The organism is Jiangella alba, assembly GCF_900106035.1.
Taxonomy (GTDB): Bacteria; Actinomycetota; Actinomycetes; order Jiangellales; family Jiangellaceae; genus Jiangella; species Jiangella alba.
On the sequence record NZ_FNUC01000003.1, the window covers coordinates 1,151,251 to 1,176,376 of the forward strand.

Genomic DNA, 25,126 nt, shown 5'->3' on the forward strand with positions numbered 1-25,126 from the left:
CGTTGACGCGGCACGAAAGGGCCGGTTAGCTTGGGTCAGGCGTCAGAAAACGATTGCTGATCCGCCGTCCTGAGCCTCATAGGCTGCCAGGATCCTGTGGTCGAAGCGCTGCGCAGCCAGTGAGCCGGACTCGCCTGAGCCGGGTCCGACCCACCGACGAAGGAGTACCCGTGCTCGACGACCCGACCGGCCTGCAGTCCCTGGCCCGCCGCTCGTCCCGCGTCAGCCGTTCGATCAGTGCCGAGAACCGCACCGGTGAGAAGGGCCGCGGCGCCATGGCGACCGAGGGCACCGGCGCCCGGGCGGCCGGCGCGCTGGGCCAGGGCTGGAAGATCTCGCCCAGCATCAGCATCGCGCCCGGCGAGACCGCCGTGCTGGGCGAGATCGACGGGCCCGGCGTCATCACGCACGTCTGGTGCACCACCGCGCCGCACCGCGCGTGGCGCAGCACCGTGCTGCGGATGTACTGGGACGGCGCCGAGGCCCCGGCCGTCGAGGTGCCGCTGGGCGACTTCTTCTGCCAGGGCTGGAACACCTTCAGCCAGGTGTCGTCGCAGACCGTGGCGGTGAACCCGAACGGCGGCTTCAACGCCTACTGGCCGATGCCGTTTCGCGCCGCCGCCCGCCTGACGCTGGAGAACGTCTCGGCCGAGGACGTCATCCTCTACTACCAGATCGACTACGAACTGGGCGACGTCGCCGACGACGCCGCGTACCTGCACGCGCAGTGGCGGCGCAGCCACCCGGTGCCGCGCGGCGAGGTGCACACCGTCCTCGACGGCGTCGAGGGCGCCGGACACTACGTCGGCACCTACCTCGCCTGGGGCGTCAACGACCCCGGCTGGTGGGGCGAGGGCGAGCTGAAGTTCTACCTCGACGGCGACGACGAGTTCCCCACCATCTGCGGCACCGGCACCGAGGACTACTTCGGCGGCGCCTGGAACTTCGACGTCCCCGGGCACGGCTACACCACGTTCACCACGCCATACCTCGGCCTGCACCAGGTGCTGCGACCGGACGGCCTCTACGCCAGCCAGCAGCGCTTCGGCATGTACCGCTGGCACGTCCTGGACCCGGTCCGGTTCGGCGCGGACCTGCGGGTCACCGTCCAGAGCCTCGGCATCGGCCCGGGCCACCACAACGGACTCCCACACCGCTACCGCCCGACCAGCGACGACATCGCCTCGACCGCACTGTTCTACCTCGACACACCGGCACTGACCCGGCGCCCGCCCGCGCCCGACCTCATGGCCATGGAGGTCGACTGAGCGCCGGCACGCGGCTCGGAAACCGCATGCCGCCCTCCCTGGGGGCGCGTTCACCGCGTGACATGATGGCGACGTGACCACTGCGCGCGCGGTGACGATCAGCGACGTTGCGCGCGTGGCCGGTGTGTCGCCGGCCACCGTGTCCCGCGTTCTCAACGGCTCCGAGACGGTGGCGCCGGAACTGGCCGACCGCGTGCGCAAGGCGGCGGCCGACACCCGCTACGTCCCGAACAGCAACGGCCGGGCGCTCCGGCGACGGGTGTCCGACGTCTGGGCGGTCATCGTGTCGGACGTGCAGAACCCGTTCTTCACCGGTGTGGTGGCCGCCATCGAGCGTGTCGCCGTCGACCGCGGGTTCTCGGTCGTGCTGTGCAACAGCGACGAGCAGGTGGCGCGCGAGAGCGAGTACCTCAGGCTCGCCGCGGCACAGCACCTTGCCGGAATCGTCATCGCGGTCGCCTCCGAGATGGAGTCCGATCTGCGCACCGCCGCCGCCGACATTCCGGCGGTCATGATCGATCGCCGCGTCCACGATCACCTCGGCGATTCCGTGATGGTGGACAACCGCCTGGCCGGACGACTGGCCGCTGATCACCTGCTCGAGCAAGGGTTTCGGCGCATCGCCTGCATCACAGGACCGTCCGACGTGAGCACCACGGAGGACCGGCTCGCGGGCTTCCGCACACGGCTGTCCGAAGCCGGCGCACCGATCGCCCGCAAGTGGATCCGCCGGGCGAACCTGCGCGCCCAAGGCGGCGAATCCGCCCTGTGCGCCCTCCTGCGCGAGGGTGACCTGCCCGATGCCGTCTTCGCGACGAACGGACCGCTGACCGAAGGTGCCTACCAGGCGCTACAGGCCGAAGGCATCGCAATCGGCGCCGGCATCGGCCTGATCGGTGTCGACGACGACCACTGGACGCGCATGGTCGCTCCGCAGGTGTCGGTGGTCCAGCAGCCCGTCGCGGAGATCGGCCGATTGGCCGGGGAACTGCTGGCCGATCGTGCCGCACATGGGCCTGGCCCCGCGCAGCGGATCGTCCTGACGCCGGCACTCATCGCTCGCGGGTCCAGTGCGCGAGGTCACTGATCCATCACGACCCTTGACGAGCAACGCCTTCGGCTATAACCTCCAGAAATCGATTTCTCAGTAATCGTTTTCCCGGAGGTTCGATGGCGATGCCGGGCAAGAGATCTCGTCGAGGCGACCGGCCCTCGATCGCCGCGATCGCGGCGATGTCACCCCAGCGTCCACCGCACGGGCCGGCCGCCTCATGAGGGCGCCGAGAGTCACGGCTGGAGCAGCCGCGCTGACGCTGGCTGCCGCTGCGGGTGCGTGCTCCGACGGCGCCACGGGCGACGCTTCAGGTCAGGGCGCGACCTCCGTCAGCGTGGCCGCCAACGCAGCCGAGCGTCCGTTCGTCCTCACGGGAGTTCGAGAGGTGGCCGAGGTCGCCCAGTTGACCGGCCCTGACGCCGTCAACGACACCGCCGCGGTCGCCGTGGCCGGTACCGACCTCGGGTCCATGGTGAATGTCGGCGACCGCACCTACTTCGCGTTCGGCGACACCTTCGGGGAACGCGATCCTGAGTCCTACGGCGGCCAGGGCGGGTTCTGGCGCTCCAACGTCATGGCGTTCAGCACCGATGAAGACCCCAGCGACGGCATCGCGTTCGATGGCTGGATCACCGACGAGGTGGGACTCGCCGCGGAGATCGTTCCCGGTCTGCACGAACCGGATGGGACCGGCGAGGTCACCAAGATCCCCACCTACGGTTTCGCGGTCGACGGGGCCATGTATCTGTACTTCATGTCGGTCCACCACTGGGGCGATCCGGGCGAGTGGGACGTCAACTACTCGGCGTTGGCGAAGTCCACCGACGATGGCCAGACCTGGGAGGTGCTCGACGCGCCGCGCTGGCCGCCTGACTCGAACTTCATCCAGGTCGCCACCGCGCACGTGGCCGAGGACGGCGTCGACCACGTGTACTTCTGGGCCATTCCCGCCGGACGCTTCGGCGGGGTGCAGCTGATGAAGGTGCCAGCCGACCAGGAGTCGGTCGAGGATGCGTCCTCGTATCGCTACTTCACCGGCACGGATACCGAGGGCCGGCCGGCCTGGTCCGATGACATGAGCCAGGCGGCGACGATCGTCGACGGCACCGTCGGCGAGTTGTCGGTGATGTTCAACGAGTACCTCGATCGGTGGATCATGACGTACTCCGATGCCGGCAACGCCTACGTGCGCGAAGGACTCACTCCTTGGGGGCCTTGGGGTGAACCGATCGAACTGCTCAACGGCGCGGAGCATCCGGGCCTCTATTCGCCGTACCTCAACCCGCGCTACGTCGAGGACGGCGGTCGCACCGTCTACTTCACCCTCTCGCTCTGGGGTCCTTACAACGTCTACCTCTACCGAGCCGAGCTCGAGCGGGCCGGCTGATTCTGCGTCAACGCCGTCGTCGATCAAGGAGGATCGGATGCGCTTCAACGGAGATCGCATATCGCCGGCAGCGCCGGCCGTCGAGGCGGGTGCGGATTCCTGATGGCCGTTCCGACAGCGAGCCTGCCGCCTGGCACCGCGGTGGGTGCCGAGGACCGGGCTTCGCGACGACGCGCGACGAACCGCAAGGACAACAAGCTCGCGTTCCTCATGCTGGCGCCGCTGGTGCTCCTGCTGGGCATCTTCGTGATCTGGCCGTTGATCTACTCGGCGTACCTGAGCTTCTTCGATTGGAGCTTCTACCAGGAGTCGACCTTCGTCGGCTGGAAGAACTTCAACAACGTGCTCACCGATCCGCAGTTCAGGTCCTCGATCGTCCGGGGCCTCGTGTTCGCGCTGATGGTGGTGCCGGCGATCCTGGTGATCTCGTTCCTGTTCGCCAGCCTGGTCAAAGCCGTCGGGGCGAGGCTGGGAACGCTCCTGAAGGTCGCGATCTACATCCCCACCGTGATCTCCGGTGTCATCACGTCGGTGATCTTCCTGTTGATCTACCAATACAGCGGCGGCGTGCTCAACTGGTTCGTCGGCCTGTTCGGCATCGAGGCGCAGGCATGGGTCGCCGACGTGCGCACCGCGTTGCCGGCCATCGCGGCGCCAGCCGTCTGGCTCGGGCTGGGTATCTCGGCGCTCATCATGCTCGCCGGGCTCTTGGACATTCCGCAGAGCTACTACGAGGCGGCGGAGCTGGAGGGGGCCAACTGGTTCCAGCGGACGTTCTACATCACGATCCCGCTGCTCAAGAACATCATCCTGTACCTGCTGATCGCCGGCTTCACCGCGGCCATCCAGCAGTTCGAGCTGCCGCTGATCATGACCAACGGCGGCCCGCTCAACTCCACCCTGCTGCCCAACCTGTACCTGTTCAACCACTTCCGGACCGACACCTTCGTCGGCACCTCGATCGCGGGCGCGTTCCTGCTCTTCCTCGTTCTCGGGTCGATCTCGGCCGTCATCTTCCGCCTGCTGAACTCGGACAAGGCGGTCGACGGATGATGGTCACGGCCGTACAAGAACCTCCAGCACCGTCCGGCACCCGCGGGGCGGCCGACCGCTCCAGGCCGTCCCTCCGGCGCCGTTCACGCCAGCAGGGCGGCCCGATGGGCCTCGTCCTCCGTCTGATCTTCGCGGCGACGATCATCGCCGCCGCGCTGTTCCCGCTGGCCTGGATGGCCATTTCCGGATTCAAGACGAAGACGGAGGTCGTCCGCACACCCTTCCAGTTCTTCCCCGAGGTATGGCAGTGGGAGAACTACACCCAGATCCTCCAGGACGAGGCCTTCGTCCGGTCGCTGGGCGTCAGCTTCCTCGGCGCGGTGCTGTTCGCGGCGCTGAGCCTGGCTGTCAACTCGTTCGGTGCGTACGCCTTCGCTCGGCTCGAATTCTCCTTCAAGCGCACGTTGTGGGTCGTCGTGATCACGACGATGTTCATCCCCGGCATGGCGATCCTGCTGACGTCGTTCATCGTCGTCACTCGACTGCAGATGCTCGACACACTCGCCGTGCTGGTGCTGCCGGGTGCGGCCTCGGCCGCTCACGTGTTCTTCATGCGCCAGTACTACCTGAACGTCCCGATGGCGCTGGAGGAGGCGGCGCTGCTCGACGGGGCCAGCCGGTGGCAGATCTACCGCCACATCTTCCTGCCCATGTCCAAGCCGGTCTTCGTGGTCGTCGGGATGACGTCGTTCCTCGCCTTCTGGAACTCCTACGTCTGGCCGATCATGACGATCACCAGCCCGGAGCTGTTCCAGATCCAGCAGTACCTCGCCACGTTCCGGTCGGAACGCTCCACCGAGCTCGGCCTGCTCATGGCCGGCTCCACCCTCGCCGCCCTGCCGGTGATCGTCCTGTTCCTGATCTTCCAGCGCTTCATCATCGGCGGCATCAAGATCTCAGGTTTGAAGTGAGTCCCTCAAGGAGGACGGACCATGCGCACCATCAGACGTCACGTCACCGGAGCGTTGACGGCGGCGGCCGCCGCGCTCCTCGTAGCGGCCTGCGGCAGCGGCACCCCAGGGCAGTCGGCGGACGAGGAGGACGCCGGCGAGGACGGAGCCGTCGTCCTGCAGATGTGGCAGGACAAGTTCAGCGACGCGGACAACGCCTGGTACAAGGAGAAGGTCGAGGCCTTCAACGCCGCCCACGACGATGTCCAGATCAAGCTCACCGTCGTGCCCGGCGACGCCTGGGACCAGAAGATGAAGGCCGCCCAGGCCGCAGGCACGGCGCCCGACCTCTACACCCTGAACTACTCCGAAGTACTACCCCGAGCGCGCAATGGTGAGCTGGCCCCCATCGGCGACGTCATCGCGCCGGAGCGCTGGGAGGATCTCGAGGAGCGGTTCCTCGACGCGGTGACCGAGGAAGGCGAGCGGTACGCCTATCCGATGTTGTACGAGCCCAGCTCGTTGTTGTTCTACCGGGCGGACCTGTTCGAGGCCGCCGGCCTCGACCCGGACGCGCCGCCGGAGTCCTGGGACGATCTGATCTCCACTGCGACGGCCCTGAAGGCGGCACACCCGGATGTCGTGCCGTTCCAGACCGCGCAGAACGGGGTGGAGCTGTCGTGGACCACCTGGGGTCTGCAGGTCAACGCGACCGGACACCTCCCGATCAGTGACGACTGGTCGACGTCCCTGGCCTCCGACGAAGGCTATCTGGCGCTGCTGGAGACCTACCAGCGGCTGGCCGAGGACGGCCTGATCGCGAGGCAGGCGCTCTCGCCGTACGGCGACGCCGCGCCGCTCGGTGAGGGCAAGCTGGCCATGCAGGCGTCGGGATCGTGGGCGATCAGTCAACTCCTGCTGGACTACCCCGACATCATCGACGACCTGCGGGTGGCGCCGTTGCCATCCCTGGACGGCGACCTCACCAAGCCGACGGGCACGCTCGGCGGGTGGTCGCTCGGGGTGGACGCCAAGTCCGACCACCCGGAGGAAGCGGCTCAGGCCATCTCGTGGTTGCTGGCCGAGGACGTCGACGTCGTGCTCGACTACTTCACGGACACCAACTTCACGAAGTTCTCCCCGCGGATCAGCGTCGCCGCCGCCATCGCGGAGGAGGACACCTCCGTGAACCCGTGGCTCGACGTGATGACCGAGCGGGTGGTGCCCTATCAGGTGCTCGAGCCCACCTACGACTGGGCTGTGAGCCTCGCCTTCGGCACGGCGATGGAGAAGGCGTTGCAGGGCCAGGACATCGAGGAGGCGTTGACCACAGCGGACGCCGAGATCACCAAGGCGATCACGGACCTCGACCTCGCCGCGAGGGCCGGCTCGTGAGCGGCCGGGCGACGAAGGTGCTGGCCGCGGCTGCCGCGGCTCTCACCATGACGGCGTCGCTCGGTGCGGTGCCCGCGACGGCGACGACCGCACCCACACCGGCCGTCATGGTCGGGAAGATCACCGGGCCGGGCTCGCAGAGCAACACGCACACCGCGTGGGGCATCTACGGGACCGACCTGGGGGTCATGTGGGACAACGGTGACGGCGAGATCCTCGCGGCGTTCGGCGACACCTTCGGCAACACCTGGACGCCCCCCGGAGGCAACGGCAACGACTGGCGCAGCAACGTGCTGCTGCGCAGTTCCGACACCGATCTGTCGAACGGCATGACCTTCGACAGTGCCGCGACGGATTCCCCTGGGCATGCGAAGGAACTCATCCCCAGTCTCAAGGTCGACGGCGTCGAGATGACCGTCATCCCCACGGCCGGAGTGTCCGTCGGAACCCGCCAATACATGGCGTACATGTCCGTGCGGCACTGGGGGCCGCCCGGCGAGTGGGACACGAACTACGCGGCGATCGCGTACTCCGACGACAACGGCGAGAACTGGGTGACCACGGGAGCTCCCACCTGGGACAACCCCACGGGTGACAACAAGTTCCAGATGGGAGCCTTCGTCCGGCACGGCGGCTACGTCTACCTGTTCGCGACGCCGAACGGCCGCAACGACGACGCCTTCCTGGCCCGCGTTCCCGAGGCGTCCGTGCTCACGAAGAGCGCCTACACGTATTGGAACGGCTCGGCCTGGGTCAGCGGCGCGGACACCCAGGCGACGCCGGTGCTCGACGGTCCGGTGGCCGAGCTCTCGGTGCGCTACGACGCCGAACGCGACCTGTGGATCACGGTCTACATGCGTGGGACCGACATCGTGCTGCGCTCCGCGGAGAACCCGACCGGCCCGTGGAGCGCACCGCAGGTCATCGTCAGCGACGCCGACCACCCGGGTCCCTACGGAGGATTCATCCATCCATGGTCCAGCGGCGACGACCTGTACTTCGCGCTGTCGCAGTGGAACCCGTACAACGTCTATCTGATGCGGGTGTCGCTCGACGCCGATGCGAACGTGGTCCGCCCCAACCTCGTCGCTGACCCGAGCTTCGAACGACAGCCCGGGTCCGGTGCGTCTGCGCCGTGGTCGTGCACCGGCAACTGCGGCGTCGACGCGAGCATCTGGGGCTTCAGCGGCGACCGCAACGGCTTCGTGCGCTACAACTCCGGCTGGCACGACCTCCACCAGGAGGTCGCGGTGACTCCGGGAACCGACTACGTCCTCACGGCCTGGCTACGCACTTCGTCGAACAACGACAACGGCTTCGTCGGCGTCCGTGCCGTGGGCGGGCCACCGATCGCGGAGACGAATTTCGCCTCGGTCGGCCCCTGGACGCGGTTCACGGTTCCGTTCAACAGCGGAGGCAACACCGCGGTCGAGGTGTTCACCGGGGTCTGGACGGACAACGGCGACATGTGGGTCCAGGTGGACGACTACGCCATCGTCGAAGCGCCGTGACGGCAGGCACGTCGCGGCAGCCCGCACCCGCCGACGGGCGGCCGGAGTACTTCGCCGTCGCCAGGGTGGAAGGCGCGGAGTCGGTCCGCACCGCCAGCGACGGCGACCTCTGGCCCAGCGCCTGGGCCGACGACGGCCAGTTGTACGCCGCCTGCGGTGACGGCCTCGGCTTCGACCTCACGGCGCCGTGGGCCGACATCGTCGTCAACCGCATCGAGGGCACCCCGGCAACGAGCCTCACCGGTGCACGTCTCGCCTCCGGGCGAGACGTCGCACCGGTCTGGACCGATCCGGACCGCTACAACAGCAAGCCGACCGGGATGGTCGCCGTGGACGGGAACGGCGACGGCCACGACGAGCTGTACCTCGCCGTGCAGGACCTGCGCTACGGGACCGACCCGAGCGCATTCAACGAGGCGCCCGCGGCCGGGATCGTGCGCTCCGAAGACTACGGGCACACGTGGCAGGCGCCGCGGCAGCCGATGTTCACCGATCACGTGTTCACGACCGTGATGTTCCTCGACTTCGGGCGTAGCAACCGGCTGTCGGCGCAGTTCGGTCCGCCGTACGTCTACGCGTACGGCCTGGACCACAACTGGCGCACGTCCTATGACGGCTGTGTGCCGGACCCGCAGGATCTGTACCTGGCCCGGGTGGCGCCACAGGCCGTCCAGGACCGCGCGGCGTGGACCTTCTTCAGCGGCCTGGACCGCGGGCAACCGGTGTGGAGCGCAGACATCGGCGACCGCGCGCCCGTGCTCACCGACACAGCCCGCCGCCACGCCGGCCTGACCGTCGCAGGACCCAGCGGCGGCACCACGATCGCCCAAGGTGGCGTCGTCTACAACGAACCGCTGAACCGTTTCCTCTACTCGAGCTGGACCGAGTACACCTTCGAGCTGTTCGAGGCGCCGCTGCCGTGGGGACCGTGGCGTCACGCCCTCACTCACGACTTCGGGCCCTACCCCTGGCTCGGACCTGACGCGGCATGGCCGCGGCACGGCGGCTACGCCACGACCATTCCTTCGAAGTTCATCAGCGTCGACGGCCGCGACCTGTGGCTCCAGTCGAACTGGTTCTGGCGGGCGTCCACCACCGAAGGGCGCACCTACAGATTCTCGCTGCGCCGCCTGCGCCTGGACCCGGCCACCGAGCCGGGCGACACCGTAGACGGGCCACGAATCGAGGCGAACCTCGCAGCGCCGGGCGCCGGCGCCCACGCCGTCGCCACCGCCGCCCGGTCCGGCCGGCTGGACGTGCTCAACGACGGGCGGGTGGACGTGGGCGAGGACAGCTGGAACGGCACCCCGAAGGCGACCGACCACTGGGGATACCACTGGGCGCGTCGCAAGCCGATGAACCGGCTGCGGTATGTCTCCGGCCCCTACGACTTCAACGGCGGCTGGTTCACCGAACCGCCACGCGTCGAGGTCCGCGTCGCAGGACGCTGGCGCGACACCGAAGCGACGATCGACCCGCCCTACCAGCCCGGTCCCGAAGCGACCGGCCACCGGGTCTACGACTTCACCTTCGCCGAGGTCCACGCCGACGGCATCCGCCTGACCGGCCCGCCCGGCGGCGCGGAGCACTACTCCGCGATCAGTGAGCTCTCGGTGTTCCACGTCGAATCTCCGTGACCGGCTCGCAGCTGACGTCTCTGCCTTCGCTGCCGAGGATCGCGAGCCGGATCTCGTCCTCCATGCGGTCGATCTCGGCCCGGTCCCGGAGCCGTCGTGCCGGGTCGTCGGCGACGTGTGCCGGGTCACCGAGTTGGCAGCGACTCCTGTGCCCTGGTGGTGGTTGCGTCGGGACCAGCCGATCTGCCCCTCGACGCCGCCCTTCTCGTGTGCACCTTGGATTCCGGGCTGGCAATAGAAGGCTTCGATGCCGTAGTGGGAACGGACGGCGGTCCACCTGTCGGCCTCGACCCGCTGGCGGGAGAACCCGATCACGCTCGCGACGGCGGCCTTGAGGTTGTCGTAGCGGATATTCCCGGTCGGCACCCCGCCGAGCACGTTGAAGGCGTGGACGTGACCCTCGAAGAAGGCTTCCTGCCCAGCCGAGGCACTGACCCTGTGCACGGCCTTGCCCGAGTAGGAGAGCCGAAGGCTGAACAGCGCCCAGGTTACGAGCTCGCCGCGCAGGCGGATGGCGACGTCGCCGAAGTCAACCTCGGCCTCGCGGCCCGGGAGGTGCTCTTGCGGGATGAACGCGTTGGCAGGTTCCCGTCCGACCTCGACGCGAATCTCGCGGCGTCGGGTGGCGACGTACTCGCGGACCATCCAGTACGACACCACCCCGGCCCCGTCGTGTTCGTCAAGCAGTCGATCGAAGATCCGCTTCGCCGTGTGTCGCTGCTTCCGCGGCGCGTCGAGGTCCGAGCGCAGCCAGTCGTCGATCACCACTCGGTACGCGTCAAGCCGTGAGCCGCGTTTGGGCGGTTGCTTTCTCTCCTTCGGCCATGCAGATTCCAGCGCCGCTGTCACGGTTCGGAAGCCGACGCCGTGCTTGCGCTGCAGCGCGCGGTTGGACATCCCAGATCGGGCATCCCGTCGGATCGCCGCGTACAGGTCGACCCGGGAACGCGGCTGCGTCATCGGTGGCACTCCTGACGTGAGCACGCCGTGGGCACGACTTTCGGTACCGGGCCACCGCCTGGGAACGGTGACCGCATGCGACCACAGCCCGGAATGACTGGCCCTACCGAGGTGCCTGGTCATGTGCTGCGCAGGGCTTCGGTGGGCGGTACTGAGTCGGCCCGGAGTGCGGGGTACGAAGCACGCCCAGGATCAGGCCTGTGATGCCGCCGACGACATCAACCTCGACACCACCTGTCCGCCCCGTGTCCCTGGCGCGACGAAGATCTGCTTGCGCGGTGCCTCATCGGTATTCCGGCAACACCTCGCGGGCCCCTCAGTGTTCGGTGCTGAAGAACCGTAGCAACAGCGGGCCGACGGTCTGTGGGTCGACGACGTGATCCGGCCCCTCGAGGGTCTCCCGTTGAGCGTGGGGTAATTGGTCTGCAAGCTCGTCGGCTGCGCGGTCGAAGAAGTCCGAGGGCAGGCCTGCCATATAAGGGACCGTGATCGGCCCTCCGGTGGTGACCAGGACCGGTTGGGTGACCGTTGCCAGTCGATCGGCCGGCAATTGGTAGCGATTGAGGAAGACGCTGTCGTGGACCAGCGTGGGCGCGAGGGCGACCGAATGCGCCCAATGCGCCGTCTGCTTGCCTGCCGCTTTCCTGGCCGCGATGTTGTCGTCGGAGGCGCCGGTCATGCGCATGAACAGTTCGAGAACCTCCTCGTCTCGCCCGGCGTCGAAGGCGCGTCGGGTGTCTGCGATGTACTCCTCGAATCGCGGGCGTATGTCGTCCCCGACCGCGTAGGGCACCTCCCAGACGGCGATCGTGTCGATGGCTGACCCGGCCGCTGCGGCTTCCAGCGCCAGCGCGCCGCCTGAGGACGCCCCGAACAGGTGTGCCGAGCCGCCCGCCTCCGCGATCAACGCATCCAGGTCCTCGATCTCCCTTTCCACGGCGTACGGCTCGGTGAAGCCGCTCGCGCCGCGTCCCCGACGGGCATAGTTGTAGACCGTGAAGTGCTCGGCGAGAGCTGGCGCCAAGGGAGCGTTCTCCACCCCCTCGTCGAGTGCTCCGCCCACCAGAATGACGGCCGGACCGCTTCCTTCCCTGTCGTAGGCGATGGTGGTGCCATCGTTTGATGTCACGCGAAAGGCCATCTCGTTCATCTCACATCTCCGTTCGAGAGGTTTGTCTCAGCGCCTGAGCAGCGTGCCGACGACGGCCTCGGTGCGCGACCACCGCGTCCTTGCGATCACGGCCGCCACGACGAGTAAGGCGAGCGGCAGCCAAGGGCTCTGCTCGAGCACGAACTGATCGGTGATGACAGCACCCGTCAGCAATGCCGCCAACCCAAGACTGGCCAGGCCCGCCAGAGCCGGGATCAGAAGTCCAACCCCTCCCGCGACCTCCAGTGCTCCGACCAGGTACCGGAGCCACTGGCCAGCCCCGATGTCGGCGAACATGTCCACCATGACCGGGTCGCCGGCGAGCTTCGAGATTCCGCCGCCGGCGATTATCGCCGCCAGCACGACTTGCAGAATCCAGACCCCGATGCTGCTCGCCCGCCCGGGCGTGTGCGCAACGGTTTCCGAGTTGTTCTTGGGGATGGTGCTCATTCGGCTCTCCTTGTCGTGTCCGGGCCTGGTACCGGTGATGGCGTTGGCCGAGTGGGCCGGGTTGTCGGAGTTGATTTCGACCACGTGCTCGCGGTAGCGGCATCTACTTCTTGTTGCGGTAGAGGACCATGGTGATGGGACCGAAGACCGCGACGAGAAGTACGGACGAGACGAGCACCCAGCCGATTTCCCCGGCGGGCACCGAGCCGTGCATCAGGCCGCGTACCACGGTCGCCAGGTGGGTGATCGGGTTGACCTCGACGACCGCCTGCAACCACCCGGGCATCGTCTTCGGGTCCACGAAGATGTTGCTCACGAACGTCAGCGGGAACATCACCATCATGCTGACCCCCGCCACCGAGTTCGGCGTGCGCAGGATCAGGCTGAGCATCGTCCACAACCACGACAGGCAGAACGAGAACACCAGCAGCAGCACCACCGAGAGCACCACCCCGACGGCGCCACCCTCCGGCCGGAACCCTAGGACCAATCCGAGCGTGATCACGATCGCCGACCCGATCGAGTAGCGCATCACATCGCCGAGCAGGGCGCCGACCAGCGGCGACGGTCGCCACACCGGAAGTGACCTGAACCTGTCGAACACCCCCTTCTGGATGTCGGTGTTCAGCGTTATGCCAGTGTTCATGGTGATCATGACGTTCGCCTGCACCAGGATGCCGGGCAGCAGGAACTGCAGGTACGCCTGTGTCGACCCGGCGAGCGCGCCAGCCGAATGTCAACGAGGTGAGCACCGGGCCGGGGCGAGACGGCCGCTCGCCGGCCAGCACACTGCGCAGCGCGTCCTCGGTGACCGGCGCCGACGCCTGCTCCGCGGACGTGGCATTCATGCGGCATCCTCCTCGGGTGTCTCCTCGGCGGCGTGTCCGGTCAGGGCGAGGAACACCTCGTCCAGGCTCGGCTGACCGAGCGCGAACTCGGTGACGTCGATGCCGCTGCGGGACAGCTCGGCCAGGGAACGGGCGACCCGCTCGGGGTCGGAGATCCGCGCGGACAGCGCGGCCGGGTCGGCGGACGGCTCGACCGGCACCTCGAGGACGCCGGCGAGGACCCGCTCTGCCTCGGCCCGCTGCTCGGGCGCACGTAGCCGTACGTGCAGCGAGCCGGCGCCGACCGATGCCTTGAGCTGGCCGCTCGTGCCCTCGGCGATCACCTTCCCGTGGTCGATCACCGCTATCCGGTCGGCCAGCTGGTCGGCCTCGTCGAGGTACTGCGTGGTCAGCAACACGGTGGCGCCCTCGGCGACCATGCCCCTGACGATCTCCCAGACCTGGTTCCTGCTGCGCGGGTCGAGCCCGGTCGTGGGCTCGTCGAGGAAGATCAGTTCGGGGGTGGCGACCAGGCTCGCCGCGATGTCGATGCGCCGGCGCATCCCGCCGGAGTACTTCTTCACCTGCCGGTCGGCCGCTTCGGCAAGACCGAACGCGTCGAGCAGGTCGGCCACCCGCTCCCTGCCTCGGCGGCGTGAGTAGCCGAGCAGCCTGGCGAGCAGCAACAGGTTCTCCACCCCGGTGAGGTCCTCGTCGACCGACGCGAACTGCCCGGTGAGGCCCACCCTGCTCCGCACCGCCCGGGCGTCACGCACGACGTCGTAGCCGAACACTTGCGCCTCTCCGGCGTCGGGGCGCAGGAGCGTGGCCAGCATGCGGATCGTGGTGGTCTTGCCCGCCCCGTTCGGACCGAGCACGCCGTACACGCCCCCGGCGCTCACGGCCAGGTCGACACCGGCGACCGCGTGGGTCTTGCCGAAGCTCTTCTTCAACCCTCTCGTCTCGATCGCGAGCTCTCCCATGGGTTCGATTCCTTCTCTCGGTGTTGCGAACGGATTGGTTGAGGCTAGTCAAGTTTGACTACTTGGCCAGAGTGCACGAGGAGGAACCATCTAGTCAAGTTTGATTAGAAGCGCATCTTGAGGTGATCGGGGACCGTTCGCCACGAACCCGGATCATCGGCCATGGTGTAGGCGCCCTCAGACAGTCGTTTGCTCAGGCTCTTCGCCCACTCCAGTTCGGTGCGTGCGTGTCCCGCCCACAGTTCGGCCTGATCGCGGACGTGCTCGGGGGTGTCCCGATTGGGGTGCTCCCGCCACTTGGCCTGCACTACGAGCTCCGCTTCCAGGCGCGCGACCCGCTCGTTAATGTGCGCGATGGCATCTGTCCTGGTCAGCATGGGCAACATGGCGATGGACGCGTTGAGCATGTCCGGGTCGTGGGTGCGCCGCAGACCGTCGCGGACCAGTTCGACCATCTCGTCACGTCCCCGAGTTGTCGCGCGGTACAGAACGCGCTCCGGCCCAGAGTTGCCCGGCTCGGCGTGTTCGGTGAGGAGGCCATCAGCCGCCGCCTTCTTCAGCGCGTGATAAATCGAGCCGGGCTTGATCTTGGCCCAACTCTCCGCACCCCAGCTCTGCAGTTCGGACCGCACCTGGTAGCCATGCGCGCCGCCGGAGAGGTGCACGATACCGAGCACCAGGAGCTTCGTCGCCGACACGCGCCCACCTCCGCTCAACCCTCTCGTCTCGATCGCGAGCTTTCCCATGGGTTCGATTCCTTCTCTCGGCGTTGCGAACGGATTGGTTGAGGCTAGTCAAGTTTGATTAGAAGCGCATCTTGAGGTGATCGGGGACCGTTCGCCACGAACCCGGATCATCGGCCATGGTGTAGGCGCCCTCAGACAGTCATTTGCTCAGGCTCTTCGCCCACTCCAGTTCGGTGCGTGCGTGTCCCGCCCACAGTTCGGCCTGATCGCGGACGTGCTCGGGGGTGTCCCGATTGGAGTGCTCCCGCCACTTGGCCTGCACTACGAGCTCCGCTTGCGCGCCCGCCAGGTGGTGTCAACTCCCACCAACACCAGGCTGCCCTCCTGGTCCGGGTGGTGTCAGCACTGACCTACAAACGGTGCTGGTGGAGACCTCCAAAATCACGGTGGCGGAAATTCCCCACCTCCTGGCGGAGTGCGCGATCGAACGGAAGGTTCTGGTCACCACCCACGTCCCGAAGCGGTGCAGTTGTGTGATCGGGTCGGCGACGGGCCAGATGAAGGCCGCGTCGACGCCGGTTGCGCTGCGTCGTCCCGCGCAGCATCGGTCTTGCCGAAAGACGCAGCGCGTGCTTGGCAGTGATGTGCGCCTCGTGTTCGGGTCTAGGGCACGCTGCCATGCGCGAGTCGGCCGGCTCGAGTGAGGTTGACAAGGACGTGATTCTATCGCTACCTTCTCGCCTACTACGTATTAGGCATCGACGAGGAGAGGCTCGTGGCCAGCACACCGCGCAAGCCCAGCCAGCGCGACATCGCGCGGATCGCTGGTGTCTCGCAGACTGCGGTGTCGATGGTGCTGAACGGCAAAGCGGATGTCCATCAGCTGTCGCCCGCCACGCAGGAGCGGGTGCGCGAGGCGATCGCCACGCTCGGGTACGTGCCCAACCTCAACGGCCGCTCGCTGCGCGGTGGTCGAAACGGCCTCATCGGCGTCCACACGTACCAGTCAGTGTTTCCGGTTCTGCCGGACGACTACTACCACGAGTTCCTCGTCGGTATCGAGGGTGCGGCGGTCCGGGCGCGCCAAGATCTGATCCTCTTCGCGTCCACCGAGCGTGCCGACGGCAGCCGGCGGATCTATCGCGGCGGCGGCAACCGCCTCCACCTCGCTGACGGCGCCGTCATCCTCGGTGTCGAGCCGAACACCGACGACCTCGAGCGGCTCGCCGACGAGGGATACCCCTTCGTGTACGTCGGTCGTCGTGCGGTCGTCGCGCCGTCCGTGCCGTACGTGACCGCCGACTACGCGGGTGCGGTGCGCGAGATCGTCGAACGCCTCGCCGGTGCCGGGCATCGGACGGTGTCCTACCTCGGGATCGCGGAACGTTTCGAGCCACAGCAGGAGCGGCTCGACGCGTACCGCGACCACTGTGTGGCCGTCGGGTTGGTCGCCGGCCCGGACGCCCTCATCGATCCGGAGCAGGTCACAGCGGAGCTCCTACGCTCCATCATGGACTCGGGCTCGACCGCACTCGTCGTCGAGACCGTGGAGTTGGGAGAGGCGTTCTCCGCGGTCGCCGCCGCCCTCGCTGTGGCCGTTCCCGAGGACCTGTCCGTGGTACTGCTCGACCCCCCTTCTCAGGCGCTGCGCGGCTGGAGTCATCTGGTCGTCCCGCGCCGCGAGATGGGCGCCGGCGCCGTCGAGGCGCTGCTGGCACTGCTCGACGGCCGGCTCGAACCCGGTCACGTCGACAAGATCGCGTGCCCGGTCGTCGGGCTCGGGACCATCGCCGCGCCGCGCCAGGACGCGGCGGAGGCTACCACCTAACCATGCGCAACCCGCCCGTCGCCTGGGGCTCCCGTGGCGGACTAATACGATTTAGGAAGGCGTTCACATGACACAACGAAGTGGTCGGCGGACCGTCGCCGTACTCGGCGTGGCCGCGTCCGTCTCGCTCCTGACCGCAGCGTGCACCGGCAGCGACTCGGCCGGCACCGATGGCGACGACGGCGGGGGAGCGGCGAGCGAGATCAGCGTGTGGTTCCCGGGCGCCAACCAGGCCGAGATCGATCTGGTGAACGACACGATCGTGCCCGCCTTCGAGGAAGAGACCGGGGCGACGGTGGAGGTGACGTTCGTCGACTGGGGTGACCTGTCGCCCAAGCTCAACGCGGCGTTCGCCGCGGGAACCGCGCCCGACGTCTTCGGGCACGGCCCGGCGGCCGTCGCGGACTTCGTGGCGACGGATCGCCTCACCGACCTCGGCCCCTACCTCGCCGAGTTGGACCCGGCAGTGACCGACGACCTCGGCGCGGCGTTGGCGGGCGGCCAGGTGGACGGCACGCAGTACCTCATCCCGCTGTCGATGCAGGGCAACCTCGTGATGTACAACGCCGCCGACTTCACCGCCGCCGGCCTCGACCCCGACGCGCCCCCGACGACCTGGGAGGGCATCCGGGCCGCCGCCGAGCAGTTGACCGTGCGGGACGGGGACACCGTCACGCACGCCGGGCTGCTCGTCCCCTCGAACCCGATCGCCATTCAGCAGACGTTCGCCTCGCTGCTCTCCGGCGCCGGTGGCGACATGCTCGAGCCGGACGGTTCCGCGGCCACGTTCGACACACCCGAGGGCACTCAGGCCCTCGAGTTCTTCGTCGACCTGTTCCACGGCGAGCAGCCGGTCTCGAACATGCTCGGCGAGGACTACGTGAACATGCCGCCCGCCCAGCAGCCGCTCGTGGTCGGCGACGCGTCGATGGCCGTGCTGACCGCCCCGGTGATGCAGCAGGTGGCCGAGGCCGCGCCGGACCTGGACCTGCGGGTCATGCCGGCGCCGACGTTCGAGGGCGCCGACAGCCCGGCGATGATCGGCGGGGCCGGACCGGGCCTGATGATCAACAAGGACTCGCCGGCGCAGGACCTCGCCTGGGACTTCATCGAGTACCTGCTCACGCCCGAGGTCATGGCTGAGTACACGGCCGGCATCGGCGCGGTCCCGGTCCACGCGTCGGCGATCGACACCGAGTACGTGCGGTCCAACCCGGTCGTCCAGGCGTTCGTCGAGCAGGCGTCCGCTCTGAAGCCGAACCCGAACGTCCCGGGCTGGGTCGAGATCCGCGATGCCCTGGACGCAAACCTCGAGCAGGCGCTGCACGAGACGGTCGACGTCGGCACGGCGCTGGACAACGCCACGGCCGAGGTCGAGTCGATCATCGCCCAGCACGCGGGCGGCTGACCCGCGTGGAGCTGCAGCAGACTCGTCCGTCCGGAGCCACCGCGACGGTGGCTCCGGACGGGCGCGGAGCCGGGACCCGCGGCGCGCGGCGGAAGCGCGCGGGGCGCTGGGTCGGCGTGTGGTTCGTGCTGCCCGCGACGCTCTACGTGGTCGTGTTCATGCTGGCCCCGGTCGTCTACGGGCTGGTGCTCTCGTTCACCGACTACTCGCCGCTGAGCCGGACCGGGCCGGCGCCCGTGGGGTTCGAGAACTACGTGGGACTCGCGTCGGACCCCGCCTTCCGGCAGGCGCTCGGCGTCACCTTCCGGTACACGGCTCAGGTGCTCCCCGTCGTGGTCGTGATCGCTCTCGGCCTCGCGCTGCTGGCGAACAAGCCGTTCCGGGGAATCGGGCTGTTCCGGGCCTCGCTGTACCTGCCGCACATCGTCTCGCTCACCGCGGTGTCGATGATCTGGCTCTGGCTGTACTCACAGAACGGCATGGTCAACGGCCTGCTCGAGGCCGTCGGCATGGGACCGCAGCGGTGGCTCTACGAACCGGACTCGGCGCTGAACGCGGTGTCGGTGATGCGCATCTGGAAGGCGCTCGGCGCCAACATGGTGCTGCTGCTGGCCGGTCTGCAAGGCATCCCGAAGGACCTGTACGAGGCAGCGAGAGTCGACGGGGCCAACGCCTGGCAGCGCTTCCGCTACGTCACCCTGCCCGGGCTGCGGCCGATGCTGACCTACGTCGTCGTGATGGACATCATCTTCCTCTCCCAGTCCTTCGCCGAGATCTTCGTGCTCACCCAGGGTGGCCCGCTCGGCGAGACGACCACATCGTCGAGGTCTACATCGGGCACCTGCGCACGAAGCTGGACCGCCCGTTCGGGCGCCGGAGCATCGAGACGGTGCGCGGCGCGGGCTACCGGATGGCCGCCGATGGCGGCTGAGCGCGGGCGCCGGGGCTCGGTCCGGTTGCGCACCACGACCGGTGCGGTGCTGGTCGCCGGGCTGGCGCTGCTGCTCGGCGGCGTGGCCCTGGTCGTCGTCATGCGCTCGGCGCTGCTCGAGCAGGTGGCCGACGCGGCGCGGTCGCGGGCGGCCTCGGTCGACGCCGCCGACCCGCGCCTGGTCGCCGACGACGACGGGTTCGTGCAGGTGGTCGCGGACGGTGCGGTGGTCGCGGCCACCCCGAACGTGGCCGGCGTCGCCGCCGTCGACGTGCGTCCCGGCGACACCACCCGGGTCGACGTCGGCGGCGAGGACATGCTGGCGGTCGCGGTGCGCTCCGGCGACCGGACCGTCGTGGCGGGGCAGTCCACCGACGACGTCGCCGACGCGACCGGGGTGGTGACCCGGCTGCTCGGCGTCGGCCTGCCGGTCCTGCTCGCCGTCGTGGGGGTGACGACGTGGTGGACGACGGGCCGGGCGCTGGCGCCGGTCGAGGCGGTCCGGGCCGAGGTCGACGCGATCTCCGCCGCCGAGCTGCACCGCCGCGTCCCCACCGGTCGCGGCGACGACGAGATCGCCCGGCTGGCCCGCACCATGAACCGCATGCTGGACCGCCTCGAGGACGCGCAGACCCGGCAGCGCCGGTTCGTCTCCGACGCGTCGCACGAGCTGCGCTCGCCGGTGGCGTCGATCCGGCAGCACGCCGAGGTGGCGCTGGCGCACCCCGGCCGCACCAGTGTCCCCGCCCTCGCCGGCATCGTCCTGGCCGAGGACCTGCGGGTGCAGCGGCTGGTCGAGGACCTGCTGGTGCTCGCCCGCGCCGACGAGCACCGGCTGCGGCTCGCCGCGCACGCCGTCGACCTCGACGACCTCGTGCTGGAGGAGGCCGTGCGGCTGCGGGCGGCCGGCGCCACCGTCGACACCACCGGCGTCGCCGCGGCCCGGGTGACCGGCGACGCCGCCGCGCTGCGGCGGGTGCTGCGCAACCTCGGCGACAACGCCGTCCGGCACGCGGCCGGGGTGGTCGCCCTGTCGGTGGCGTCGCGCGACGGCACGGTCAGCCTGGCCGTCGAGGACGACGGTCCCGGCATCGCGCCCGCCGACCGCGAGCGCGTCCTGCACCGCTTCGTCCGCCTCGACGAGGCCCGCGACCGCGACGCCGGCGGCGCCGGCCTGGGGCTGGCCATCGTCGACGAGTTGGTCCGCGCGCACGACGGCGCCGTCGAGGTGGGGGAGCGCAACGGCGGCGGCGCCCGCATCGTCGTCCGCCTCCCCGCTGGCTGACGCCGTTCAGGCCCGGTTCAGCACCGCGGGCGCAGGCTGTGTGCATCCGGAAGGGAGCAGGACCATGAAGCACACGAAGGCCTGGATCGGCGGCGGCGCCGCCGCGGTGGCGGCGGCCGGGGCCATCGCCACCATGGGCGCCGCGTCGGCGGGCCACGACAGCGAGCAGCCGATCACCGGCGACGCCCTCGCGCGGGCCAGCGCCGCCGCCCTCGACCACACCGGTGGCGGCACCGTCACCGGCACCGAGCTCGGCGACGAGGAGGGCTACTACGAGGTCGAGGTCACCCTCGACGACGGCACGCAGGTCGACGTCCACCTCGACAAGGACTTCGCCGTGCTGAGCGACGAGTCCGACGGCGCCGGCGACACCGAGGAGGGTGGCGACTGACCATGCGCACGACGGCCGTGCTCACCGCCGCCGTGGCCGGCGTGCTGCTGGCCGGCTGCGGGGCGAGCCAGGACACCGGCGCCCCTGCCCGGCGGGTCGACACCGCGCGGCCGTCGTTCTCGGCGCCGGGCGACATCACGAACCCGCTGTTCCCGCTGGTGGTGGGCGACCAGGCGATCCAGCTGGGCCAGGAGGAGGGCAAGCCGCTGCGGGTCGAGGTCACCACGCTGCCGCGGACGCGGACCATCACCTGGGACGGCCAGAGCATCGAGGCGGTCGTGTCGCAGTACGTGGCGTACAGCGCCGGGCGGGTCATCGAGGTGACCCACGACTACTACGCGCAGGACGACGCCGGTGGCGTCTGGTACCTCGGCGAGGACGTCGACGACTACGAGGACGGCGTGCTCACCGGCCACGGCGGCAGCTGGCTGGCCGGCCGCGACGGGCCCGGCGGGCTGATCATGCCCGCGGACCCGAGCCGGGGCGACGTGTACCGGTCCGAGAACATCCCGGGCCTGGTGTTCGAGGAGACCACCGTCCAGGACGACGACGTCACCGCCGACGGACCGCGCGGGCAGGTGCGCGGCGCCATCGGCACCGAGGAACGGCAGGAGGACGGCTCCGTCGAGCACAAGGTGTTCGCGCCGGGGTACGGGGAGTTCCGCTCCGAGGCCTCCGACGAGCTGGTCCAGGTCGCCGTCGCCGTGCCCACGGACGCCGCGGCCGGCGCCGTCCCGGCGGTGCTGACGGAGCTGGCCGACGGCGCGGCGCGGGTCTTCGACGACGCGGGCGCCGGGATCGCCGTCGGCCCGTCCGTCGCCGCGATGACGGCCGCCTGGCGGGACCGGCCCGACGACACCGCGCCTCCCGCGCTGACCGCCGCGCTCGACGACGCCCTCGGCCGGCTGTCCGGCGCCGGCGACCCCGCCGCGGTGCGGCAGGCCGCCGTCGACACCGCGACCGCCGTCCTCGACCTCACCCTGCCCTACCGCCCGCCGGCCGAGGTCGACGGCGCCCGGCTCGACGTCGTCGCCCGTCAGCTGGTCATCGACACCGAGTCCGGGGACGTCGCAGGTCAGCGCTCCGACGCGGTGACCATCGCGGCGCTGCACGACCGCGGCGCGGCCACGCGCTGAGCCGACCTGCGTCGCCGGACCTGAGCGGCAGGACTACGCTCCCGCTCATGTCCGACGCGACACCAGAGGGCAGCGGCACGGTCATCCCGCAGATCCGGATCATGCGACGGTCCGGGCTCGAGCAGCGGGCGACGTTCTTCGAGCTGTTCTTCGACCTCGTCTACGTCTTCGCCGTCACCCAGCTCTCGCACCACCTGCTGGCCAGCCACCTCACCTGGACCGGCGCCGCCGAGACGGCGTTCATGCTGCTGGCGGTCTACTGGGCGTGGAACTACACGACCTGGATGGCGAACTGGTTCGACCCCGAGACCGCCCCCGTGCGGCTGGTGCTGACGTTCGTCATGCTGGCCAGCCTGCTGATGGCGGTCGCGATCCCGGAGGGCTTCGGCGACCTCGCGCTGCTGTTCGCGTGCAGCTACGCCGCCCTGCAGATCGGCCGCAACCTGTTCGTCGTCATCGTCACGCCACCGGGCACGTTCAACCGGAACTTCCGCCACATCCTCGCCTGGTCGGTGGCGTCCGCGCCGCTCTGGGTGGCCGGCGGCCTGATCGACGACGCCCGCTGGCCGCTCTGGCTGGTCGCGCTGGCGCTCGACCTCTCCGGGCCGCTGGCGCAGTACTGGGTGCCCGGTGACGGCAGCGCGCCGATGAGCCAGTGGGCCATCGACGGGCACCACTTCGCCGAGCGGTTCCAGTTGTTCGTCATCATCGCGCTGGGCGAGAGCATCGTGCTCACCGGCGTCACCGCGTCAGGCACCGAGATGAGCCTGGAGATCGGCCTCGCGCTGGGCGTGTCGTTCCTCGGCTCGGTGGCCCTGTGGTGGCTGTACTTCTCCGGCGCGTCGCCGGTCATCGCGCACCGCCTCGGGCACAGCAGCAGCGAGGACGTCGGCGCGCTCGGCCGCGACATCTACACCTACCTGCACGTCCCGATCGTCGCCGGCATCGTCCTCATGGCCGTCGGTGACGAGCTGGTGGTCGCGCACCCGGGGGACGCGATGGAGACCACCGGCGCGCTGGCCGTGCTGGGCGGGCCGGCGCTGTTCCTGCTCGGCCTGCTGGCCTGCAGCCTGCGGGTCCGGCACCGCGCCGGCTGGCCGGCGGTCGCCGCGGTGGTCGTGCTGCTGGCCGGCGTGCCGGTGATGGCCGGGCGCAGCGGCCTCGCGACGGCGACGTTCTCGCTGGTCGTGCTGGGGACGCTGGCGGTGCTCGAGGTCCGCCGGACGCCGCGCGAGCCGGTCGGCGAGACGACGACCGGCGCGGCCCCCTGACGCGTTGGCCGAGCTCGGTTCGCCGGGCTCTCGTCGGTGTGTTTCGTATCGTTCCGCCTGCCCCCTGCTGTTCTTCTGGTCCGCCGGCCGCTCATTGGTCCGCTTCGGGTGGGGGTGGAGGTCGCCGGGGGTGTTGGGGCGGGGGGTGACGTCGGTGCCAACGGTTGGCGTGTGGGTCACCCTGTGGCGGTGGAGGTCGCCGGGGTGTGGGGGCGGGGGTGACGCTGGTGCCAATGGTTGGCGTCCGAGTCACCCGTCTCGGTCGTCCGGTCCTGGGGTCGTGGGTTGCGGTCCGCCGGCCGCTCACTGGTCCGCATGCCTGTGAAACGTCGCGTGGAGGCCGTGTCGGCGTCGTCGGGGGTTCACCGGGGGCGCGAAGACTCGACGAGGCCCCGCACGCTCGTCGAGAGGATCAGACATGGCCCCGAGGACGCTGCGCCGGACGGTGGCGGCCGCCGGCGCGCTCGCGCTGTTCACCGGCCTGGCCGCGACGCAGGCCGGCGCGGACGAGGAGGACCCGCGGATCGAGCAGTACCGGCAGGCGCTCGCCCAGCTCCGCCCGCTGACCGACCCGCCGGCCTGCGACCAGACGCCCGATCCGGACCGCTGGGCCGACGCCGGCACGCCGGACGTTGGCGCCGCCGACGCCGTCATCTCCGCGCACCGCGGCGCTCTGACGCTGGCGCCGGAGAACACGCTGGACTCCTACGCCTACGCGTTCGCCTACGGCGTCGACCTCGTCGAGGTGGACGTCCAGCAGACGAAGGACGGCCGGTTCGTCGCGCTGCACGACTCCACCGTCGACCGCACCACCGACGGCACCGGCAACGTCGCCGACCTCACCTTCGACGAGGTGCGAGCGCTCAACGCGGCCGACTACGCGCCGTGGAAGGGCGGCGCCTACGACCCCGCGCGGGTCGCGTCGCTGGAGGAGGTGCTGGCGCTCGCCCAGCAGGCCGGGAAGGGCGTCGAGCTCGACGTCAAGGGCTCGGTGACGGAGGAGGGCGAGCTGGCCGAGCTGGTCGGCGAGTACGGCCTGATCGAGGAGTCCGTCTTCAACTCGTCGGACCCGCGGGTGTTCGCCGCCGAGCCGGCCGCGCGGCTCATCTACAACCGCGACCGCTGGGAGCCGAACTTCCTGATCTACGAGATCGCGGCGATCTTCAAGGTGTTCGGGTCGCGGCTGGACGAGTACACCCCCGAGTCCGTCGCGGCCGCCCACGACGCCTGCGCGATCGTCATGCCGCACGCCTACGACGCCGGCCCGGAGCAGGAGGTCGAGCAGTTCCTGCGGGCCCGCGCGATGGGCGCCGACGGCGTGCAGACGAACCAGCCGGCGCTGATCGTCGCGGCCGCGGGAGAGGCGGTCGGCTCCGCCATCGAGACCGGACGCGGCGAGCGCGGCCGCATCGACGAGGTGTGCCTGGTCAACGCCGGCAACGGGTTCGGCTTCCCGGGCAAGCCGGTCCGGTTCGAGCGGGGCACCAGGGCCGTCGAGGTGACGACCGGCCGCGGCGGCTGCGTCGCGGTGCCGGACGGCCACTGGCTCGGCGCCCGTGTGACGTTCGGCGGCGACGGCGCCGTGCACGCGTCGGCCGCCCGGCTCGTCCCGTAGCGGGCGGGGT

General features: G+C 69.6%; 20 protein-coding genes and 3 pseudogenes. 17 read left to right on the forward strand and 6 right to left on the reverse strand.

The genetic code is table 11. The features are described from left to right. The first annotated feature begins 170 nt into the window (after window positions 1-170). The 8 genes from BLV02_RS07885 to BLV02_RS07920 all read left to right on the forward strand — a co-directional run bounded on the left by BLV02_RS07885 (window position 171) and on the right by BLV02_RS07920 (window position 10,195). Window positions 171-1,268 carry a glycoside hydrolase family 172 protein gene (locus BLV02_RS07885; protein WP_069111017.1) on the forward strand — a complete coding sequence of 366 codons (1,098 nt, stop codon included), beginning with the start codon at window positions 171-173 and terminating at the stop codon, window positions 1,266-1,268. Window positions 1,269-1,341: 73 nt separating this feature from the next. Beyond that, window positions 1,342-2,355 carry a LacI family DNA-binding transcriptional regulator gene (locus BLV02_RS07890; protein WP_083288528.1) on the forward strand — a complete coding sequence of 338 codons (1,014 nt, stop codon included), beginning with the start codon at window positions 1,342-1,344 and terminating at the stop codon, window positions 2,353-2,355. 352 nt (window positions 2,356-2,707) lie between these two features. After that, window positions 2,708-3,709: a glycoside hydrolase family 183 protein gene (locus tag BLV02_RS07895; protein ID WP_216094164.1), complete on the forward strand. Its 1,002-nt coding sequence runs from the start codon at window positions 2,708-2,710 to the stop codon at window positions 3,707-3,709. Window positions 3,710-3,811: 102 nt separating this feature from the next. Further along, window positions 3,812-4,762: a carbohydrate ABC transporter permease gene (locus BLV02_RS07900; RefSeq protein ID WP_083288527.1), complete on the forward strand. Its 951-nt coding sequence runs from the start codon at window positions 3,812-3,814 to the stop codon at window positions 4,760-4,762. Window positions 4,763-4,866: 104 nt separating this feature from the next. Next, the gene (locus BLV02_RS07905; protein ID WP_069111016.1) at window positions 4,867-5,673 is read left to right on the forward strand and encodes a carbohydrate ABC transporter permease; all 807 of its coding nucleotides are present in this window, start codon (window positions 4,867-4,869) and stop codon (window positions 5,671-5,673) included. A 21-nt stretch (window positions 5,674-5,694) separates the two neighbouring features. Then, on the forward strand, window positions 5,695-7,047 hold the full coding sequence (locus tag BLV02_RS07910; RefSeq protein ID WP_069111015.1) for an ABC transporter substrate-binding protein: 1,353 nt from the start codon (window positions 5,695-5,697) through the stop codon (window positions 7,045-7,047). Then, window positions 7,044-8,558: a glycoside hydrolase family 183 protein gene (locus BLV02_RS07915; RefSeq protein ID WP_216094163.1), complete on the forward strand. Its 1,515-nt coding sequence runs from the start codon at window positions 7,044-7,046 to the stop codon at window positions 8,556-8,558. Before BLV02_RS07910 ends, BLV02_RS07915 begins: the two co-directional genes overlap by 4 nt. Further along, entirely contained in the window at window positions 8,555-10,195 is a 1,641-nt protein-coding gene (locus BLV02_RS07920) for a glycoside hydrolase family 183 protein (protein WP_069111014.1), read from the forward strand. The genes BLV02_RS07915 and BLV02_RS07920 overlap by 4 nt, the downstream gene beginning before the upstream one ends. A 159-nt stretch (window positions 10,196-10,354) precedes the next feature. On the opposite strand, the pseudogene istA reads toward BLV02_RS07920, so the two are convergent. The 6 genes and pseudogenes from istA to BLV02_RS07950 form a co-directional block, all read right to left on the reverse strand. Beyond that, window positions 10,355-11,155 (reverse strand): annotated as a pseudogene (gene istA / locus BLV02_RS38225) (IS21 family transposase); the annotation flags it as partial. 316 nt (window positions 11,156-11,471) lie between these two features. Beyond that, window positions 11,472-12,305 carry an alpha/beta fold hydrolase gene (locus BLV02_RS07930; RefSeq protein WP_069111012.1) on the reverse strand — a complete coding sequence of 278 codons (834 nt, stop codon included), beginning with the start codon at window positions 12,303-12,305 and terminating at the stop codon, window positions 11,472-11,474. Window positions 12,306-12,332: 27 nt separating this feature from the next. Further along, complete coding sequence (locus BLV02_RS07935) at window positions 12,333-12,839, reverse strand: DoxX family protein (RefSeq protein WP_216094162.1); 507 nt, start codon at window positions 12,837-12,839, stop codon at window positions 12,333-12,335. A gap of 19 nt (window positions 12,840-12,858) precedes the next feature. Further along, a pseudogene (locus tag BLV02_RS07940) lies at window positions 12,859-13,603 on the reverse strand (ABC transporter permease). Beyond that, a complete protein-coding gene (locus BLV02_RS07945; protein ID WP_069111011.1) occupies window positions 13,600-14,565 on the reverse strand; it encodes an ATP-binding cassette domain-containing protein in 966 nt (321 codons plus the stop codon). The pseudogene BLV02_RS07940 and the gene BLV02_RS07945 overlap by 4 nt, the downstream one beginning before the upstream one ends. A gap of 104 nt (window positions 14,566-14,669) precedes the next feature. Next, window positions 14,670-15,263, reverse strand: coding sequence for a PadR family transcriptional regulator (locus BLV02_RS07950; protein WP_069111154.1), 594 nt, complete (start codon window positions 15,261-15,263; stop codon window positions 14,670-14,672). Window positions 15,264-15,670: 407 nt separating this feature from the next. On the opposite strand from BLV02_RS07950, the gene BLV02_RS35540 reads away from it, so the two are divergent. From BLV02_RS35540 to BLV02_RS36385, 9 genes and pseudogenes are all read left to right on the forward strand, one after another. Then, complete coding sequence (locus tag BLV02_RS35540; protein ID WP_141711531.1) at window positions 15,671-15,955, forward strand: hypothetical protein; 285 nt, start codon at window positions 15,671-15,673, stop codon at window positions 15,953-15,955. Window positions 15,956-16,026: 71 nt separating this feature from the next. Next, the gene (locus BLV02_RS07955) at window positions 16,027-17,079 is read left to right on the forward strand and encodes a LacI family DNA-binding transcriptional regulator (RefSeq protein WP_069111009.1); all 1,053 of its coding nucleotides are present in this window, start codon (window positions 16,027-16,029) and stop codon (window positions 17,077-17,079) included. 67 nt (window positions 17,080-17,146) lie between these two features. Further along, window positions 17,147-18,487 (forward strand): ABC transporter substrate-binding protein, encoded by a 1,341-nt coding sequence (locus tag BLV02_RS07960; RefSeq protein ID WP_083288525.1) that lies wholly within the window; start codon window positions 17,147-17,149, stop codon window positions 18,485-18,487. An 808-nt stretch (window positions 18,488-19,295) separates the two neighbouring features. Further along, window positions 19,296-19,418, forward strand: a pseudogene (locus tag BLV02_RS38230) (winged helix-turn-helix domain-containing protein); the annotation flags it as partial. Between the two features lie 316 nt (window positions 19,419-19,734). Next, complete coding sequence (locus BLV02_RS38235; protein ID WP_245737744.1) at window positions 19,735-20,703, forward strand: sensor histidine kinase; 969 nt, start codon at window positions 19,735-19,737, stop codon at window positions 20,701-20,703. 64 nt (window positions 20,704-20,767) lie between these two features. After that, entirely contained in the window at window positions 20,768-21,094 is a 327-nt protein-coding gene (locus tag BLV02_RS07975) for a PepSY domain-containing protein (RefSeq protein ID WP_069111007.1), read from the forward strand. A gap of 2 nt (window positions 21,095-21,096) precedes the next feature. Beyond that, on the forward strand, window positions 21,097-22,230 hold the full coding sequence (locus tag BLV02_RS07980; protein ID WP_069111006.1) for a hypothetical protein: 1,134 nt from the start codon (window positions 21,097-21,099) through the stop codon (window positions 22,228-22,230). A gap of 47 nt (window positions 22,231-22,277) precedes the next feature. Continuing rightward, window positions 22,278-23,501 (forward strand): low temperature requirement protein A, encoded by a 1,224-nt coding sequence (locus BLV02_RS07985; protein WP_074946217.1) that lies wholly within the window; start codon window positions 22,278-22,280, stop codon window positions 23,499-23,501. A 418-nt stretch (window positions 23,502-23,919) separates the two neighbouring features. Beyond that, window positions 23,920-25,116, forward strand: a complete 1,197-nt coding sequence (locus BLV02_RS36385) for a glycerophosphodiester phosphodiesterase (protein ID WP_069111005.1) — start codon at window positions 23,920-23,922, stop codon at window positions 25,114-25,116. Window positions 25,117-25,126: the final 10 nt, after the last annotated feature.